Here is a 17,125-nt window from a genome sequence, read left to right on the forward strand (position 1 = left end):
GACCGGGCAAGGAAAATAATAATGGATACGCAAATCGACAAACAGGCTGTGCCTTCCGGGCAGGCCTCTGATGATGTTAATCCGAATACGCTGCACAATCCCGCTCGCGAAATGGCTAAACCGAAAAGCAACTATCGCTGGGTCATCTGCTCCATGCTGGTGTTTGCCACAACGGTTAACTATATGGATCGCCAGATCCTCGGCCTGCTGGCGCCGATGCTGCAAAAAGATATCGGCTGGACGCAAATGGAATATAGCTGGCTGGTCAATGCGTTTACCGTCGCGTATGGCGTCGGCACGCTGGTATGCGGGCGAATTATCGACAAACTGGGAACCAAAATCAGCTATGCGGCGGCGATGGTCGTCTGGAGCGTCGCGGCGATGGCGCATGCGGTCGTCGGTTCGGTGGCGGGGTTTGCGCTGGTTCGCGTCCTGCTTGGGCTAGGCGAGTCCGCTAACTTCCCGGCGGCGATGAAGGTGATTGCCGAGTGGCATCCTAAAAAGGAACGCACGCTGGCGACCGGCATTCTTGGCGTCGCGGTCAATATCGGCGTAGTTATCTCGCCTGCGCTGATCCCGCTTATCGCAGTGCATTACGGCTGGCACGGCGCTTTTTTAATTCTCGGCGCCATTGGCTTACTGTGGCTGATTCCCTGGTTCATTGCCTTTGGTCCGGTGAAAGCGAAGGCCAGCGCCGAAGAGCAGGCGTGGATTGCTCAGGATAAAGAAGAAGCCGTCAGCGTTTCGGCCATTAAATGGACGCATCTGCTGGGCTATCGCCAACTGTGGGCCGTGGCGTTAGGCAAAATGTTGACCGACCCAATCTGGTGGTTCTTCCTCTTCTGGCTGCCAAAATGGCTCAACGAATCCCGCGGTATCAACATGGAAGGTCTGGGACTGCCGCTGATCGTTATTTATCTCTTCGCCATCGTCGGCAGCCTCGGCGCAGGCTGGTTACCCGGCAAATTGATGAGTAAAGGATTTAGCACCGCCAGCGCACGTAAACTCACGATGCTGATCTGCGCCTGCCTGGTCCTGCCGATTTTCGCCGCCACCCAGGTCGAAAATCTGTGGGCCGCCGTCGCGCTGGTCGGGTTAGCTGCGGCGGCGCACCAGGGGTGGTCTGCCAACATTCTGACCTCGGTATCCGATCTGTTCCCGAGCGCAGCCGTCGGTTCGGTCGTGGGGATTGGCAGTACCTTCGGGATGATCGGCAGCGTGATCTTCTCTACGGTGATTGGCGCCGTACTTGAAACCTCTGGTAACTATTGGGCGCTGTTCGCCATCAGCTCTGTGGCTTATCTGCTGGCATGGGCGATTATGTATCTGCTGTTAGTGCCGAAGATGGAGCGGGCTAAATTCGACTAACCCGCTCTCTTTACCGGTGGCGCGTATCAGGCGATACGGGCCACCGATTGACGTTCGACGATGGCGCACGCCAGCTCAACCCGTCTTGGAATTTCGACACTACCCGCAATCATATCCTGCAGTAGCTCCAGCGCCAGCGTGCCGATTTCGTGTACCGGAAGGTGAACGGTAGTCAACGGCGGTGTGGCAAACTCCGCCTGCGGCAGGTTATTCATACCGACTACCGAGATATCTTCCGGCACGCGCAGTCCTAAGGCCCGCACGCCGTTGATCGCGCCGATCGCCAGCGAATCATTGGCGCACAGTATCGCCGTACACTCGCGCGGAGTATCACGGAAACGCGCAATCACCGCCTGCTCCGCCAGCTCCGGCAGCCAGTCGGTTACCGTCAGGATCCGCGAATCGTCGCACAACAGCTGGCGAGCGCGCATCGCTTCCCGCCAACCATCCTCACGCTGTTCAATGGTTCGCCTGCCTGGGTGGGTTAAAAAAAGAATGTCGCGGTGGCCGCGCTCGAGCAAATATTCACAGGCCATGCGCGTGGCCGAACGGTTACAGGGCAGCACGCTGGACAAGCGCATTAACGGATCGTCAGTATTCACCAACACCGCCGGTTTTTTCAGGTTCGCCACCGTATTCAGAAAACCGCTGTCGTCCACCGTCAGCGCCAGCACGCCGCCTACGTCCGCTTCTTCCAGCAGCGCCTGCAGAGCGCCATTGTCATTATCGCTGAGCTGATGAGTAATGAGATCAACGCCCAGCACCTTCGCTCGCTCTTTTAGCCCTTGCAGGACGTACCAGCTAAACTGATAGCGGTTGTAATCCAGCATCGCCACTTGTGAAATAGCCAGCACAATTCGCGCGCCGCCCAGCTCCTGAGCCGGCGTATATCGCATGGCCCGCGCCACTTCCTGAATACGCGTGCGCAGTTCGTGGCTGACCCCTTTTTCGCCCGATAGCGCCCGCGACACGGTACTGAGCGAGGTACGACAACGGGTAGCGATATCCTCCAGCCGCACGCGGCGATATCCTGCATCGCGCTCTGTCTGATTATCTGATTTACTCATCTCTCATCCTTTATGACACCGCGCGCCACTCGGCGTAAAAATGAAAACCGCCGCGACTGGCGAATAATATGCAGTATTCAGTGTAGCCATTGATGCTACCCGAACGGCTTCGCGCACTACGGCACGATAAGCCATTTTTTACCCGGCATCGATTAAGAATCGCGGATTTGTGATCGTCAGTCGCACTATCCGGTCACCGGCATCGCTGTCTCACTAAATTCGGCGAGCCCGAATAAATGGCGAATGCGTAAAGGGAGATTGCTATTTAAATGTATTGATAACTATCTTACCTTACGCCATAAATATAACAGACATAAATGATTATTTTGATGAAAAAATGGAAGAAGTTAATTTTTAAAAACAAAAGCATTCACAAACTCAATGGTTTAATTAAATAAAGCCCTTCAATCAAACATCTACAACATCACCAAAATGAATACTAACCTCAAATTTCTTTTTCCAAATTATCATTAACCCATTGGCATTAACACAACTCTCATTGCACATATAAAATGATGTCCAAAATCAAAGAAATGTATCAACCTGTAATCTATATATACATTTCGCATAATTATATAATGGATAACACAATGGAAATTTTTAAATTAACGACATGCATACTTCCCGCCATTTTATTAATCGGATGCGTATCAAAACCACCGATCGCGACAGAAAACGAAATGCGAGATGCCGCAGCGTTTACATTAAATGTCAATGCTTCTGACGTGACAATTTCAGATGTTCAGCAAAATGGCGTTAAAACCAATTTTGTGGCGACAATAGGTAAGAAAGCACACCGTTGTTATGTCACTAAAGCTGCAGAACCAAAACTTTATGGACTGATATCAATAGGGGGAAGCAGTACGGTTTCTGATGCTATTTGCGCTGGTGGTGTAGCAAGTTCTACTAGTAAAACATGTGATGCATTATCAAAAGCCGCAGGACGCTGTTAATTAATAATACTCGCCTTAGGTGTTCGCTCAGGGACACCTTAGGCGGCATAAAACATCCATTTGCCATGCCCCGATACTGATTCCATACTCTTTATTTTTACGACAACATTATTGTTAAAAAATAGCCAGTAGAACGGCATCCTATCTTCCCCACTCACAGCGCTTCCCACATATAAAACCAGTGGGTGGCGTCCCGACAAACGGCGCGGAACATGGCGGCGGAGACCAGCTGATAGCGGCGGTCCTGAGATTGTGCTGGCGTATATGCGCACACGTAGCGCCCGCTATTGGCGTCGGGCAGCCCCTCTTTAACGGACATCCACGGGAGAATCAGCTGCTCCGGCGGGACGCCCGCCGAGATGGTATCGATCACTTCATGCGCCAGCGCGCGGGCGTCGCGGCTATAGGGGCCAGCAGCAACCTGTTCACAGTGTCTGAGTAAATTTTCCATTAATTATCGTTTCCTTTTTTGCCTCTCTATTTTCCCTTAATTATTGCAAAGATATCATTGGAAATAACTATTATTTAATAGAGTTTAATGGCACTTATTTACTTAAAAATAAATTTTTAATACGAAACTATAATGACTCGTATTTATATCCCATTGATATAAAAAAGCCATCTTCAGCTATCTCCATATCGACATAGCTGAATAATGGCTAATTCAGGCAATAACGCACTATGCGCAATTGGCCGTAAACTCTACCGGCAAGTCGCCATAAAACCAGCCATCGTCCTGTTTGGTGAGATCAACGCGGATAGTCTTCTTCTCGCCAAACAGAAACTGTTTCACCAGCACCTTACGGGTAAAGACGCCGCCGACGTTAATACGCACGCCGTGGTGCTCCACCTTCTTAACCCGGATGGTTCTTGTGGAATAATCTATTTGAATATCAACATGTTCACCGTGACGAGCGATGAAAGCCGCGATCCTGACATGCCCCCCGTTTTTGGAGAAAGAGATAAACGGTTGACTCTTTCTACCGCGCCTTCCCTTTTCTATATTAATGAAATTGTTTACGTCAGAGCGCGCTGCACCATTGAACACAAAGAAGCCTCCCTTCTCAGCAAAATCGTATCCTTTAAAACGAAAAAACAATGGTTTATTTCACTAGCAGGATGAATTTATAACAGAATAATTGACTGCATTTTAGTGCCATGCACAGACAAAATCAAACCCATAAACTGCCAGTGCAGGGCAACTATCACCGCATTCTCATCGCGGTAGAAGAAACACGACGGGCAAGATCCCGCACGATAACTGGCTTCGGCGAAACATATCGCCCCCCTGCGGGCAAGCGTAATGAAGAGTAAAGTAATCCCTGGTTCTGTTAGCTGACCTCCGCGCGTCTGAAATGACCTTAGCGCAACAACAGCAGTTTAAAATTTCTCCGGCAGCTCGTGCACAATATCGACCAGTTCACCGTTCTCCATTATGATATATCCCCCCTCTTTTAGCTCAGCAAGAATTTTAAAAAGGTAGCTGCGCGACATCTTGGTTCTTTTTAGAATAAAGCTTGCCAGGCTTTCATCATGCAATACTCCCGCATCCTGCTGTTTTTTGTAACGATAAATCATCGACTTAATCGTATCGTAGCGTGAAGGTAAATTCTTTTCGTGGTGTGCGTCAATAATCAGCGATAGCTGAAAGGCCATGACTTCCATCAGATAAACAAAGCGCTCACGCTGAATAAAATAGTGTTCAAACGCTTCTTTACTGCAGGTCACAATTTTGACATTTTTCTTCGCCGTATATTTTAGCGATAGCGCCGGACCATAGCTTTCAATAAGCCCGAAAATCATACCGCGGATTCCTTTACCGATCTGCAGCATGTCCTGTGTTTTACTCCGCGCGCCGCGTTTACCTGAGGAACCAAAACCCGTGTTGTATTCCACTTCTAACGCAATAATGCCTTCAACAACAATGACGACTTCGCCAGGCTCAATTCTGAATACGTCATTATCTTTGATGATTCGCGGCTGGTTTGCCGTAATCAAAGGCTGGATCAGGTCAAGCTCGCTGGCGACAACATGATTATAGCTATCAATAAAGTCGGAATAAGTCGTTTTCATGTTGCCTCATTAATTATTCTCTTCTTAAGCATGCTGAAAAATAGGCGCACACACTTTATCCTGTCAATTAAATATAGCATTTTTAGTTCATCCTGCCATTTATTTCAGTCCGTTTAGAGACTTCCCCCTCGTATCGATAGTTTCAGCTTAATAGAATGCCGCTACCGACGAGAACCGTTAAACGTTTTCTCGCCCATTGAAGCGTCTAATTTATTTTTAACCGAAAACATCCTTGCTAATTTAAAAATAAATTAGACGCTTCGTTAACAACCTATTTTTCCAGATCATTTAAAAATCCGGAAAAATAAAAGGATAGCGAGCTATGTTTAAAAACATTCCCTTTAAGAGAACAATGTTAGCCAGTATGCTGACATTAGCTTCCGGCGCAGTGACCGTTGCTCACGCAGCCGACGCGGCAGCGCCGAAGCAGGATGCTAAAAAGCCTAACATCGTAGTTATCTTTGGCGATGATATCGGCTACCTGAACCTGAGCACCTACAATCAGGGTTTGATGGGCTACCAGACGCCAAACATTGACAGCATCGCCGCGCAGGGCGCGAAGTTTACCTCCTACTACGCCGAGCAGAGCTCCACCGCAGGTCGTTCCGCCTTCATTACCGGCCAGATGCCATTCCGTACCGGGATGAGTAAAGTCGGTATGCCGGGAGCGCCGCAGGGTCTGCAGAAAGAAGATCCGACCATCGCCAACGTCCTCAAGCAGTTGGGTTACGCGACTGGGCAGTTCGGTAAAAACCACCTGGGCGACCGTGATGAATTCCTGCCGACCGCGCACGGTTTCGATGAATTCCTCGGCAACCTCTATCATCTGAATGCCGAAGAAGAGCCGGAAAACCCGGATTACCCGAAAGATCCGAACTTCCGTAAACAGTTTGGCCCGCGCGGCGTGATCAAGAGCACCGCTGACGGCAAGATCGAAGATACCGGTCCGCTGACCGTGAAGCGTATGGGCACCGTAGATGAAGAGACGCTGGCCGCCAACAACGACTTTATGGCGCGTCAGGTGAAAGCCGGTAAACCATTCTTTACCTGGTTCAACACCACCCGTATGCACAACAAAACCCACCTCAAAGACGATAGCGTCGGCGTCACCGGGTTAGGAACCTATGCCGACGGCATGGTTGAGCACGATAAAATCGTCGGCCAGGTGCTGCAGAAAATTAAAGATCTTGGTATCGAAGATAACACCATCGTTATCTACACCACCGACAACGGTCCGATGACCGCCACCTGGCCAGACGCAGGCGAAACCCCGTTCCGCGGGGAGAAAAACACCGGCTGGGAAGGCGGCTTCCGCGTTCCGGCGATGATCAAATGGCCGGGCCACATCAAACCAGGCACCGTGGTGAACGATATGTTCGCCAGTTACGACTGGTTCCCGACGCTGGTTGCCGCTGCCGGCGACAGCAACATTAAACAGGAAATGCTGAAAGGTTATAAAACGCCGTCAATTACCTACAAGGTTCACCTTGATGGCTATAACCAGCTCGACTTCCTGCAGGGCAAAGGGAAAGACCAGCGTAACGAATTCTTCTACTGGAGCGATGACGGCGATCTGCTGGCGATGCGTCAGGGCCGCTGGAAGATCCACTTTATGATCCAGGAGCACACCGGCCTCGATCTGTGGCGCTATCCGTTCACCAAACTGCGCACTCCGCTGATCTTCGATCTGAAAGTCGATCCGCTGGAGAAAGGTTCCGACGGCATGGGCTACGACACCTGGTTCTACGATCGTCTGTTCCTGCTGGGCGGCGCGCAGAAGTCGGCAAAAGATATGCTGGCGACGTTTAAAGAATTCCCGCCGCGTCAGAAGCCAGGTTCCTTTACCGTCTCCGATGTCAGCGCAATGCTTGACCAGAGCGCGAAAACCGGCAAGTAACGGTAATCCATCTCCCAGGGCGGTTCGCCGCCCTGTTTTTCTCCTCGCCTTACCCTCGACCTGACTAATCCGGGAGTTATTTATGAAACACAGCACCACCGTGCCTGTTAACGCATTACCTTCGGCAGAAAAGTACGCGGGTAACGGCCCCGCCTACCAACGTCGCTTTCATGTGATGGCGAAACCCAGCGGCTCCGCCTGTAATCTCGATTGTAGCTACTGCTTTTACCTGCACAAAGAACACTTACTCCAGCAGGAAAAGCGCAGCTACATGAGCGATGAAACGCTGGAAAACTTTATCCGCCAGTACATCGATGGACAGGATGGCGAACAGGTGGTCTTCTCCTGGCAGGGCGGCGAACCGACCCTGATGGGACTGGAGTTTTTCCACAAAGTGCTGAAATTCCAACAGCAGTATAAAAAGCCCGGCCAGCGGATCGAAAACGATCTGCAAACCAACGGTATCCTGATTAACGATGCCTGGGCTGAATTCCTCAAAGCAAATCATTTCCTTGTTGGCCTGTCGATCGACGGCCCGCGAGAGTTGCACGACCGCTATCGCATCACCCGTAGCGGCAAACCGACATTTGATAAAGTGATGGCCGGCGTCGACGCCCTGAAACGCCACGGCGTACCATTCAATGCGCTGGTCACCGTCAACCGTACCAACGCCCGTTTCCCATTAGAGGTTTACCGCTTTGTTACCCGCGAACTGGGGGCGACCTACGTGCAATTTAACCCCTGCGTCGAACCGGTGGACTTTACCCAGACCGCGCCTCATTTCTGGCGTGATGACAGCATCCCCACCGTCGGCAGCCGCCGCGCGCGCCCCGGCGATTTAGACGCTATCGTCACCGACTGGTCGGTCGACCCGGACGAGTGGGGACGCTTCCTGATCGCGACTTTCGAAGAGTGGGTGAACAACGATCTTGGCCGCGTACAGGTCAATCTGTTCGAAACCGCCGTGGCCCAAATGATGGGCATGCCGGCGCAAATTTGCACCACCGCGGAATTTTGCGGCAAAGGCCTCGCGGTCGAGAAAAACGGCGATGTTTTCTCCTGCGATCACTACGTCTATCCCGAATATCAAATCGGCAATATTGCCGATAACAGCCTGGCGCGGATGGCTTTCTCCGAACGTCAGCAGGCTTTCGGTATGGGTAAATGCGACACGCTACCGCAGCAGTGCAAGCAGTGCCCTTACCTGAAGCTCTGCCACGGCGAATGCCCGAAAAACCGTCTGGTGCTCACCGCCGACGGCGAAGCCGGCTTGAACTATCTCTGTCCGAGCATTAAGGCCTTTTTCAACTATGCCGAGCCGATTCTGGCGGGCATTGTCACCCTGGTGAAACGCGATTTTAAAGGAGTCAATCGATGAGCCTTCGCGAGAAAATGCTACAGCTGGAGCAGCGCATGAACACGCAGGTGCTCGGTCAGGAAAACGTCGTTCGAATGCTGCTCATCGCCCTGCTCTGCGATGGGCATATCCTGTTGGAAGGGCTGCCGGGGCTGGCGAAGACCCGCGCCGTCCGCGAGCTGGCGCGGCATATTGCCGGTGAATTCCGCCGTATCCAATTCACTCCGGATCTACTGCCCTCGGATATAACCGGCAGCGAAATTTATCAGCAAAACGCCGGCCGCGAAGAAGAACAATTTCGTTTTCGCCCGGGGCCGGTATTCGGTAACGTGATTCTGGCGGACGAAATCAACCGCGCTTCGGCCCGCGTACAATCAGCGCTGCTGGAAGCGATGGAAGAGCGCCACGTCACCGTAGCGGGCAAAAGCTGGCCGCTGCCGGATGTCTTTATGGTGCTGGCGACGCAGAACCCCGTCGACCAGGAAGGAACCTGGCCGCTGCCGGAAGCCCAGCTTGACCGTTTTCTGATGAAAGTGCAGGTCGACTATCCGTCGAAAGAGCATGAACAGCAGGTGATGCAACTGGTTCGCGCCGAGCAGCAGGCGAAATACAGCGCGGCGACAAAAACCGCCCCTGCGCCGGAAGTGGAATCTCTGCAATTCAGCCAACAGGAGATCGCCTCCTGCTGGCAGGAAATAAGCGCAATCCACGTCGCGCCGATTATCGAAACCTGGATAGTCGAACTGGTCAACGCCACCCGCCAGCCGCAGCGCATCAGCGAGCAGTTAGCCAGCTATCTGGCCTACGGCCTGAGCCCGCGTGGTACCTTAGCGCTGGAGCGCTGCGCCCGCGCGCAGGCCTGGCTCGCGGGACGTGACGCGGTTCGTCCGGAAGACGTGCGTTTTATCGCGCCAGCGGTGATGCGCCACCGGTTGATGCTGAGCTATCAGGCCAGCGCCGATGGTTGCAGCGCCGACGATGTGATTACCATGCTGCTGAACGCCGTGGTGATCTAATGAGCGATCTCTGCGTTAATCGCCAGATTCTGCTCGACCTCGCGCCACAGTCGCGGTTGATTGCAAACCCGCCCGGGCAGATCCCGCCAGGTGCGCTGTCCGGCGAACGCGCCTCCCGCCAGCAGGGCCGTGGGCTCAACTTCGATAGCCTGCGTCGTTATCAACCCGGCGACGATGTTCGAATGATCGACTGGCAGACAACCGCCCGTCTACGTACGCCGTGGGTGCGCCAGTACAATGAAGAGCGAGAACGCCCGGTCTTTTTGCTGGTCGACCAACGATTAGATATGTACTTCGCCACCCGCGGACAAACGAAATCAGCGGCGGCGGCAAAAACCGCCGCGCTGCTGGCCTGGCGCAGCCATCATGATGGCGATCGCCTCGGCAGCCTGGTGTTTAACGATACCACGCTGGCGCTGCAACCATGTAGCGCCCCACGGCGCGCGCTACCCGAGCTGCTGGATAATCTGACGCATTATAATCAGCTGTTGGCCCAACAATATCCTCATGAGCCTCAGCGCGCGCAGACGCTGGCGCAGGCGTTGCAGCGCGCCGTCAGCGCGATTCCACGCGGCGCCTGGGTCGCGATCCTGAGCGATTTTCATGACCTCGACGCCCCAGCGCAGGCCATGCTGGCGCATCTGCGCCGACGCTGCGAAGTCAGTGCATTTGTGCTGTTCGACGACCTTCATCTTCGCCTGCCGCGCTCCGGTACGCTGGCCGCCTGCTACGGCGGGCGCAGCGCCAGCGTCACTCTCACCTCTGCGCTCAGCGCCGATATTCGCCAACACATCATCGGTCGGCTGGCGCGTCAGCAGCAGCAACTCAACCAGTTAGGTATTCGGGTTAATCATCTGACGGTAACTCAGGACCTGCTGCGTCAGTTACAAAAAGGGCTTTAAATGTTTGAGAAAGGCTATGCGGTGCCGGATCTACTAACGCCCGCGCTCCCCCCCGCCCCCAGTTGGTTTCCGCTACCAATCGGCTGGCTGATTCTGCTTGCGATTGCCGTAAGCCTGGCAGCGCTGCTCCTGCTTATCCGCTACGCCCGCTGGCGTCGCAATCGCTGGCGGCGGGAAGCGCTGCTGGCGCTCAATCATCAGCATACCGCCGATAGCTGGATGCAGTTGATTAAACGCGTACAACTGGTCCACCAGCCACGTCGCACGGTTAGCCAAACGCTGGCGCCGGAAGCCGTGCTGGCGTCTTTGACGCTGGATACCGACCTGCGCGACCAGCTCATCTCCCGTTACTGCCGGGCAGACAACGCCCTGAACGACCAGCAGACGGCGCGGCTTCGCGCTCAGTTAGCGCAGTGGCTAAAGGAGCTTCCACATGTCTGAATGGCTCGCCCACATTGATTTCGCCTGGCCCTGGGCCGCGCTACTGCTGGCGCTGCCGCTGCTCACTCGTTTTCTCCTGCTCCCGGCAACTTCCACCGACGAGCGCGTGCGGGTACCGTTTTTACCCTCGCTAATTGACGCGTTACAGCTCGATACCCGGTCGAAACGCGGTGGCGGGGCCAGCGCCGTGCTGTTCTGGCTTATCTGGTCGCTGCTGGTCTGCGCGCTGGCGCGGCCGGAATACCTGACGCCGCCGCAGTACATCAGCAGGCCGATGCGCGACATCGTGCTGATCCTCGATGTCTCCGGTTCAATGGCCAAAAATGACATCCAGGGCGGTAATACGCGCCTGCAGGCGGTACAGCAATCGGTGCGCAAGTTTGTCGCCGCCCGGCAATCCGACCGCATCGGCATGGTAATCTTCGCCAGCAAAGCCTGGCCATTCGCGCCGATAAGCGAAGATAAACAGGCGCTGCAAACGCGCATTAATCAACTGGCGCCGGGCATGATTGGCCAGCAAACCGCTATCGGCGACGCGCTGGGCGTGGCGGTTAAGTTACTGGATAATGGCCCTGATAAGCAGGCCGATAAGCTGGCGATTTTACTCACCGACGGCAACGATACCGCTTCGCAGCTGTCGCCTGAACTGGCGGCAAAGCTTGCCGCCGACCACCATGTCCGGGTTCATACCATCGCCTTCGGCGACCTCAGCGATACCAGCAAAGACAAAGTCGATTTGCCGCTACTGCAGCGCATCGCGAAAACCACCGGCGGCCAGAGCTGGACCGCCGCGCATTCCGGCAGCGCGCTGGATAGCGTCTGGCAACAAATCGACGCCCTCACCCCGGCGCAGGTTAAAAGCCTCGGTTGGTCATGGCATCAGGCGCTCTATCCATGGCCGCTCGCCTCTGCGCTGTTACTGTTACTGCTGGCCGCCTGCGGCCGTGTCCTCAGGGAGAAAATGGCATGAGCGATTTTCACTTCCTCTATCCGTGGCGCTTAACCGCGCTGCTGTTGTGTGTGCTGGTGGCCTGGCTTCCAGGCTACGGCGCTTGCGCCTGGTCAACGCTAATGGATAAACCTTTTCGCGCGTTGATTATTCAGCGCCGTCGCAGGCTAACCCGTCTGCTGCCATGGCTACTCACACTCGGCGTTGTGGCATTGGCGGGCCCGAGCTGGCAGCGTGAACTACCGGCGGCGCTCACCCCGCAGAGCAACGTAATGGTGATTCTGCAGCAGGATCTGGCGATGTATGCCCGCGATCTACCGCCCTCGCGCCATCAGCGCATGCAGCATAAAATCGCCGCGCTAATGCAGCAGCAGCCCGGGGCGCATTTCGGTCTGGTGGTCTACAGCAGCCAGGCTTTTCTCACGACGCCACTGACGCAGGATCCGCAGTTTTATCAGCTATTTCTCAACGCCCAGTCGCCCTCTTTGCTGCCGGAAGGTAGCGGTTCCGCCCTGCCGCAGGCGGTCGCGTTGGCGTTAAAAAATCTGCCTACTGCCAAAGACAGCCCGCATAGCCTGATCCTCGTTGCCGATACCCTGTCGCCTGCTGATGTCGACTGGCTGATAGGACAACATCTACCGCTGCAAATTTGGGTTCCCGGCACCGCCGCGGGTGGAGCGCTGCCGGATAAGTATGCCAGCCTCGGCGTCGATACCCGGCTGAACGTCGATCGTTTCCGCCAGTTGCGCGACGCCGGGATCCCGGTGACATTGGTCAGCGATGATGGTGACGATCTGCGCGTCATCGCCAGCCACATTCAACAATCGGTGACTCAACAAAATAACGCCCGCCAGGATCTGCGCTGGAAAAACAGCGGCTATCTGCTGATCGTGCCGATGCTGTGCCTGCTGCTGTTCTGGCGACGCCAGCTACTGATGGCGGCGCTGCTGCTTCCCGCGGTGCTATGGTCGCCGCATAGCGATGCCGCCTGGCTCGATGCCTGGGTTCGCCCGGATATCCAGGGGCAGCACGCCTTCAACCGCGGCGACTACGCCGCTGCCGCCGGGCATTATCGCGACCCCTTATGGCAAGGTATCGCCTGGTATCGGGCGGGCAACTATTCTGCCGCCGCCAGCGCGTTTCGCGCCGCGCCGCCAACCGCGGAAACCTTGCTGTGGCTAGGTAACAGCTATGCTCAGCAAAAGCAGTGGCAGCAGGCGCTCGACAGCTACGATCGCGCCCTCTATCTACATCCTGACTGGTCCATGGCGCTGCAAAATCGCGACAAAATCTCGCAGATCGTGATGCGCATTCGGCAGCAAGAGCGTGAACGCCAGCAGGCGCAGGGCGATGCGATGGATGACGGCCCGGATAAGCTGGTCCACGACCTGCAGAAAAACCAGGGCATCGATCAGCAGCAAATCGGCGCCATCGCCGGGGAGAGTCCGCAGGTTAATCAATGGTTTGATGCACTGGATGTTTCGCCAACGGGGCTACTGAAAAGCCTGTATCGCAACGGCTCGGGAGATACCACGCCATGAACAAAGCGCTACTTTTTCTGCTGGCCGCCACCCTGCCGGCGCATGCGGCGATGGACATCACCCGTGAACTGGAAGCGCCGACGCAGATCGTCCCCGGCCAGCCGGTTCGGGTGGCCGTCACCTGGTGGACGGATAGCTGGTTTAACCCGCCGCCGCAGTGGCCCGAGTTTGCGGTCAAAAACGGCGAACTCCTGCCTACCGCGTTGCCTTCACAGCTGGTGACGCGCAAAAAGAACGGGATCGTCTGGAGCGGCATTCGCCTTGAACGTCAGGTCAGCGCCTGGCAGCAGGGCGTGCTGCGCCTGCCGGCGATCGATATCACCGCGTCATCCGCCAATCAGGCGCCGGTCACGGTGCATCTTCCGGCACTGGAACGCCCGGTTAATTGGCCTGCCAATACCACTCAGGCAGACCATTTTTTACCGGCCAGCCAGTTGACGCTCAACCAGCAAATTCAACAGTATCACGCAGGAAAAGACGCCACGCTGCGGGTCGGTGATGTCGTTGACCGTATCGTGACCGTCGAGGCGCGGGATGCGCTACCGGGGCAAATTCCACCGCTGCTGTACGCCATTAGCGGTAGCGAGAGCCAGCGTCTGGCGCCGGTCAGTGAGGCATTAAAAAGCGAGCGCGGCGATGTCATCGGCGCCCACCGGGTGGAACGACTGCGCTATTTACCCAGTCATAGCGGTACGCTGGTACTACCGCCGATTAGCCTGCGCTGGTGGGATACCGTTAATCATCAATGGCGAACGGCGAAGCTGGCGGGAGAAACGTTGAACGTCGCCGCGGCGCGACAGGGCGGCGCGGAGCAAGCGCTGCGCGGAACAACGGGAATGGTCTCCTGGCAAAGTCTGATGTGGGTATTCATTGCCGCCGCGGCGGTCGGAGGCGGATGGTTTGGCCGCCGCTGGAGTTATCGAACGCTTCTCGGCATCAACCGGCGCTGGCGGCGATTTTGGCAGCCGCAGCCGTTGCCGCCGCTGGCCCCTTAGACAATTATCCGTGGCGCAGGGAGCGCACAGAGGGCGGCCCGTCGCCACCAGGGATTTTCCCGGAGGCGGCGCGTTGCGCCTTATCCGGGCTACCAGACCGCACAGTACTGTAGCCCCGGTAAGCGGTAGCGCCACCGGGGATTTTGAGGCGATCAACACCGACAGTTTCAGCCAGGCACACGGACCGTAGGCCGAATAAGGCGCAGCCGCCATCCGGCAAAAATACGGATCCGAACTCACCGCCATTGCCCGGACCAACATGGGGCGTTTTTTATTTCGCCTTACACTGCGCCGGGTCGTATACCGTCTTCCAGTCCTGCTGCATATCGACGACTGTCCAACCCTTTTGTTTCGCCTCGGTCAATCCTTTCACCAGCTTGCCGCTGGCGGAAGGATGGCTGTCGTAGGCATACTCTCGCGCCGCATCGGTATGGTGGACCAGCAGCTCAAAGGTTTTATAGTTCGGGTTGGCTGCGGTGTATTGCAGCATCGCCAAATCGCCGTCGCTGTTACCAAAAGCCGCAACCGGGCGCTGGCCCATAAACAGGTGGATCGCCACCGGTTTGGCCGCGGCGTCATCATTGAATGCGCCTTTCATCGTTTTGCGCAGCTCGGTACCATTATCCGTCAGGCTAAACTCGCTGAGCGCGAACGAACCGATAACCTGCTCCGGCGGAATACCGTACATTTTCTCCGACACCACGCGCATGAAGTCAATTCCGCCGCCGGAAACGATCCACGTTTTAAAGCCATTGGCGCGCAGATAGTCCAGCAGTTGGCGCATCGGCTGATATCCCAACTGGTCATAGCGACAACCGGTACGTTTATCCTGATGGCTGTCAAACCATGCGCTGACTCGCTGACTAAACTCTTCGGTGGTCATGCCGCTATGGGTTAACGCCAGCAACTTGAGTAGCCCTTTTTCACCGCCCGCCGCTACCGTTTTCAAATCGTTGTTCAGTACCGCCGCCACCAGCGGATCTTTTTGCCATTGCGGATGTTCCGGCGCCAGTCTTTTCACTTCATCCACTGCGAACTGCAGTTGGAAAGTCAGCGGCGCTTCCGGCCACAGGGTGCCGTCATTATCAAAAACCACGTAGCGCTTATCTAACGGAATAAAGTCCGCTCCGCCTTCACGCGTCGCCCCCTGCACCCATTGCTCAATCGCCTGTTTAGCAGGGGTATCTTTCCATGCCGGCAGCATATCGGTGGCTGCCGCGCTGGTGAAGCTCAATAGCAGCATGCTGAGCAGTACTGTTTTTTTCATTGTTTTTCCTTCTTATTCCACCGCCAAAAACCAGACCTACTTCAGCATGGCGGCAATTTTCTCAAGCGTCGGTTTAACCGTCGCGTAAAAATGGCGAAAGCCGGGACACAAATAATTGAGCCCTTCTTCGCCGTCCGGGGCGCGCACGATGCGGTTTTTCGGGCATTCGCCCCAGCATAAATTCAGATGCGGACAGCTTTTGCAGTAGGCCGGCAGCGTCTCTTTCTTGCCCATCCCAAACACTTTCTGCCGCTCGGAAAAGACCATATGCGCCAGCTTGTGCGCCTTAATATTGCCAAGCTTATATTCCGGATAGACGTAGTGATCGCAGGAGTAGACGTCGCCGTTTTTCTCAATCGCCAGCGCCTTACCGCAAAACGGCGCGGTAATGCATAACTGGGATGGGAGTCCCATGGTTTGCACCACGGCGGTTTCAAACAAATTGACCTGCACGCGGCCCAGATCACAGGTCACCCATTCATCAAAAGCTTCGGTCAGAAAATGTCCCCAATCGTCGGGATCCACCGACCAGTCGGTGACGATCGAATCCAGATCCCCCGGTTTCGCCCGGCGGCTGCCGGTGATGGGGATCGTCTCTTCGCGCCAGAATTGCGGCGCGGTAGTTTTAAACTCGGCGGCCTCTACGCAGGGCGTGAACTGGATATAGGTAGCGCCCAGTTCGCGGGTAAGAAAACGATATACCTCGCGCGGGAAACGGGCATTGACCCGGTTGACGACCGCAAGGGCGTTAAAAGGCACGCCGTGACGCTTCAGCGCCGCGATCCCTTCCATGACCTTGTCGAAGGTCGGTTTGCCGCTGCGCGTCACGCGGAAGCGATCGTGGATCTCACGCGGGCCATCGATAGACACGCCGACCAGAAAATTGTGCTGCTTAAGAAAGGCGGCCCACTTATCGTTAATCAGCACGCCATTGGTCTGCAGATCGTTCTCAATGCGCTGGTGTTTCGGCTGATATTTCTTTTGCAGCGCAACGACCTTTTCGAAAAACTCCAGCCCCATCAGGGTTGGCTCGCCGCCCTGCCAGGAGAAAATAATCTCTTCGCCATCCTGGCTTTGAATGTACTGACGAATGAAATTCTCCAGTACCTCATCGCTCATTCCTTTGTCGTGTGGCTGATGCAGAAGCTGCTCTTTATGCAGATAAAAACAGTATTGACAGTCCAGGTTGCAGGTGGAGCCGCTGGGCTTCGCCATCATGTGATAGCGACGTTTATAGGCGGGCAGATAGCGCCCCTGGTTCTGCAAAGGCGTTAATGGAATGGTGGTGCTTTTTTTCAT

17 protein-coding genes are annotated in these 17,125 nt (G+C 55.3%); 11 read left to right on the forward strand and 6 right to left on the reverse strand.

The genetic code is table 11. The features are described 5' to 3' along the window. Positions 1–21 precede the first annotated feature (21 nt). Positions 22–1,368: an MFS transporter gene (locus tag PGR09_RS18225; protein ID WP_430916391.1), complete on the forward strand. Its 1,347-nt coding sequence runs from the start codon at positions 22–24 to the stop codon at positions 1,366–1,368. Between the two features lie 26 nt (positions 1,369–1,394). Here the strand turns inward: PGR09_RS18225 and PGR09_RS18230 are convergent, their stop codons facing one another. Further along, the gene (locus PGR09_RS18230) at positions 1,395–2,435 is read right to left on the reverse strand and encodes a LacI family DNA-binding transcriptional regulator (RefSeq protein WP_045392243.1); all 1,041 of its coding nucleotides are present in this window, start codon (positions 2,433–2,435) and stop codon (positions 1,395–1,397) included. A 680-nt stretch (positions 2,436–3,115) separates the two neighbouring features. Between PGR09_RS18230 and PGR09_RS18235 the strand changes: the two genes are divergently transcribed. Next, positions 3,116–3,388 (forward strand): hypothetical protein, encoded by a 273-nt coding sequence (locus tag PGR09_RS18235; RefSeq protein WP_072047975.1) that lies wholly within the window; start codon positions 3,116–3,118, stop codon positions 3,386–3,388. Between the two features lie 154 nt (positions 3,389–3,542). Here the strand turns inward: PGR09_RS18235 and PGR09_RS18240 are convergent, their stop codons facing one another. Together PGR09_RS18240 and PGR09_RS18245 are read right to left on the reverse strand one after the other, a co-directional pair. After that, positions 3,543–3,839, reverse strand: a complete 297-nt coding sequence (locus tag PGR09_RS18240; protein ID WP_045392246.1) for a hypothetical protein — start codon at positions 3,837–3,839, stop codon at positions 3,543–3,545. Positions 3,840–4,067: 228 nt separating this feature from the next. Further along, the gene (locus PGR09_RS18245) at positions 4,068–4,223 is read right to left on the reverse strand and encodes a hypothetical protein (protein WP_223683739.1); all 156 of its coding nucleotides are present in this window, start codon (positions 4,221–4,223) and stop codon (positions 4,068–4,070) included. A 51-nt stretch (positions 4,224–4,274) separates the two neighbouring features. Between PGR09_RS18245 and PGR09_RS18250 the strand changes: the two genes are divergently transcribed. Further along, entirely contained in the window at positions 4,275–4,511 is a 237-nt protein-coding gene (locus PGR09_RS18250; RefSeq protein ID WP_227509359.1) for a hypothetical protein, read from the forward strand. 257 nt (positions 4,512–4,768) lie between these two features. On the opposite strand, the gene PGR09_RS18255 is transcribed toward PGR09_RS18250, so the two are convergent. Beyond that, complete coding sequence (locus PGR09_RS18255) at positions 4,769–5,461, reverse strand: helix-turn-helix domain-containing protein (protein WP_430916392.1); 693 nt, start codon at positions 5,459–5,461, stop codon at positions 4,769–4,771. A 322-nt stretch (positions 5,462–5,783) separates the two neighbouring features. Here PGR09_RS18255 and PGR09_RS18260 point away from each other — a divergent pair, with 322 nt between their 5' ends. From PGR09_RS18260 to PGR09_RS18295, 8 genes are all read left to right on the forward strand, one after another. Next, positions 5,784–7,358, forward strand: coding sequence for an arylsulfatase (locus PGR09_RS18260; protein WP_045377786.1), 1,575 nt, complete (start codon positions 5,784–5,786; stop codon positions 7,356–7,358). A gap of 82 nt (positions 7,359–7,440) precedes the next feature. Further along, positions 7,441–8,736 carry an anaerobic sulfatase maturase gene (locus tag PGR09_RS18265; protein ID WP_430916394.1) on the forward strand — a complete coding sequence of 432 codons (1,296 nt, stop codon included), beginning with the start codon at positions 7,441–7,443 and terminating at the stop codon, positions 8,734–8,736. Further along, complete coding sequence (locus tag PGR09_RS18270) at positions 8,733–9,731, forward strand: AAA family ATPase (protein ID WP_430916395.1); 999 nt, start codon at positions 8,733–8,735, stop codon at positions 9,729–9,731. The genes PGR09_RS18265 and PGR09_RS18270 overlap by 4 nt, the downstream gene beginning before the upstream one ends. Continuing rightward, positions 9,731–10,633, forward strand: coding sequence for a DUF58 domain-containing protein (locus tag PGR09_RS18275; RefSeq protein ID WP_047043117.1), 903 nt, complete (start codon positions 9,731–9,733; stop codon positions 10,631–10,633). The genes PGR09_RS18270 and PGR09_RS18275 overlap by 1 nt, the downstream gene beginning before the upstream one ends. After that, a complete protein-coding gene (locus tag PGR09_RS18280; protein WP_047043120.1) occupies positions 10,634–11,074 on the forward strand; it encodes a DUF4381 family protein in 441 nt (146 codons plus the stop codon). After that, the gene (locus PGR09_RS18285; protein ID WP_430916396.1) at positions 11,067–12,044 is read left to right on the forward strand and encodes a VWA domain-containing protein; all 978 of its coding nucleotides are present in this window, start codon (positions 11,067–11,069) and stop codon (positions 12,042–12,044) included. The genes PGR09_RS18280 and PGR09_RS18285 overlap by 8 nt, the downstream gene beginning before the upstream one ends. After that, positions 12,041–13,564 carry a VWA domain-containing protein gene (locus PGR09_RS18290; protein WP_315711532.1) on the forward strand — a complete coding sequence of 508 codons (1,524 nt, stop codon included), beginning with the start codon at positions 12,041–12,043 and terminating at the stop codon, positions 13,562–13,564. The genes PGR09_RS18285 and PGR09_RS18290 overlap by 4 nt, the downstream gene beginning before the upstream one ends. Beyond that, the gene (locus tag PGR09_RS18295) at positions 13,561–14,559 is read left to right on the forward strand and encodes a BatD family protein (protein WP_047043129.1); all 999 of its coding nucleotides are present in this window, start codon (positions 13,561–13,563) and stop codon (positions 14,557–14,559) included. The genes PGR09_RS18290 and PGR09_RS18295 overlap by 4 nt, the downstream gene beginning before the upstream one ends. Positions 14,560–14,830: 271 nt before the next feature. On the opposite strand, the gene PGR09_RS18300 is transcribed toward PGR09_RS18295, so the two are convergent. Both PGR09_RS18300 and PGR09_RS18305 read right to left on the reverse strand, forming a co-directional pair. Next, complete coding sequence (locus PGR09_RS18300) at positions 14,831–15,826, reverse strand: HAD family hydrolase (protein WP_047043132.1); 996 nt, start codon at positions 15,824–15,826, stop codon at positions 14,831–14,833. Between the two features lie 36 nt (positions 15,827–15,862). Further along, on the reverse strand, positions 15,863–17,125 hold the full coding sequence (locus PGR09_RS18305) for an anaerobic sulfatase maturase (protein ID WP_047043135.1): 1,263 nt from the start codon (positions 17,123–17,125) through the stop codon (positions 15,863–15,865).

The organism is Klebsiella sp. 141251 (assembly GCF_050600725.1).
GTDB classification, from domain to species: Bacteria; Pseudomonadota; Gammaproteobacteria; order Enterobacterales; family Enterobacteriaceae; genus Klebsiella; species Klebsiella aerogenes.

Coding starts and splice junctions, on each gene's coding strand:
- PGR09_RS18225 (WP_430916391.1), top strand. CDS start 22: ATGGATACGCAAATCGACAAACAGGCTGTGCCTTCCGGGCAGGCCTCT.
- PGR09_RS18230 (WP_045392243.1), bottom strand. CDS start 2,435: ATGAGTAAATCAGATAATCAGACAGAGCGCGATGCAGGATATCGCCGC.
- PGR09_RS18235 (WP_072047975.1), top strand. CDS start 3,116: ATGCGAGATGCCGCAGCGTTTACATTAAATGTCAATGCTTCTGACGTG.
- PGR09_RS18240 (WP_045392246.1), bottom strand. CDS start 3,839: ATGGAAAATTTACTCAGACACTGTGAACAGGTTGCTGCTGGCCCCTAT.
- PGR09_RS18255 (WP_430916392.1), bottom strand. CDS start 5,461: ATGAAAACGACTTATTCCGACTTTATTGATAGCTATAATCATGTTGTC.
- PGR09_RS18260 (WP_045377786.1), top strand. CDS start 5,784: ATGTTTAAAAACATTCCCTTTAAGAGAACAATGTTAGCCAGTATGCTG.
- PGR09_RS18265 (WP_430916394.1), top strand. CDS start 7,441: ATGAAACACAGCACCACCGTGCCTGTTAACGCATTACCTTCGGCAGAA.
- PGR09_RS18270 (WP_430916395.1), top strand. CDS start 8,733: ATGAGCCTTCGCGAGAAAATGCTACAGCTGGAGCAGCGCATGAACACG.
- PGR09_RS18275 (WP_047043117.1), top strand. CDS start 9,731: ATGAGCGATCTCTGCGTTAATCGCCAGATTCTGCTCGACCTCGCGCCA.
- PGR09_RS18280 (WP_047043120.1), top strand. CDS start 10,634: ATGTTTGAGAAAGGCTATGCGGTGCCGGATCTACTAACGCCCGCGCTC.
- PGR09_RS18285 (WP_430916396.1), top strand. CDS start 11,067: ATGTCTGAATGGCTCGCCCACATTGATTTCGCCTGGCCCTGGGCCGCG.
- PGR09_RS18290 (WP_315711532.1), top strand. CDS start 12,041: ATGAGCGATTTTCACTTCCTCTATCCGTGGCGCTTAACCGCGCTGCTG.
- PGR09_RS18295 (WP_047043129.1), top strand. CDS start 13,561: ATGAACAAAGCGCTACTTTTTCTGCTGGCCGCCACCCTGCCGGCGCAT.
- PGR09_RS18300 (WP_047043132.1), bottom strand. CDS start 15,826: ATGAAAAAAACAGTACTGCTCAGCATGCTGCTATTGAGCTTCACCAGC.
- PGR09_RS18305 (WP_047043135.1), bottom strand. CDS start 17,125: ATGAAAAAAAGCACCACCATTCCATTAACGCCTTTGCAGAACCAGGGG.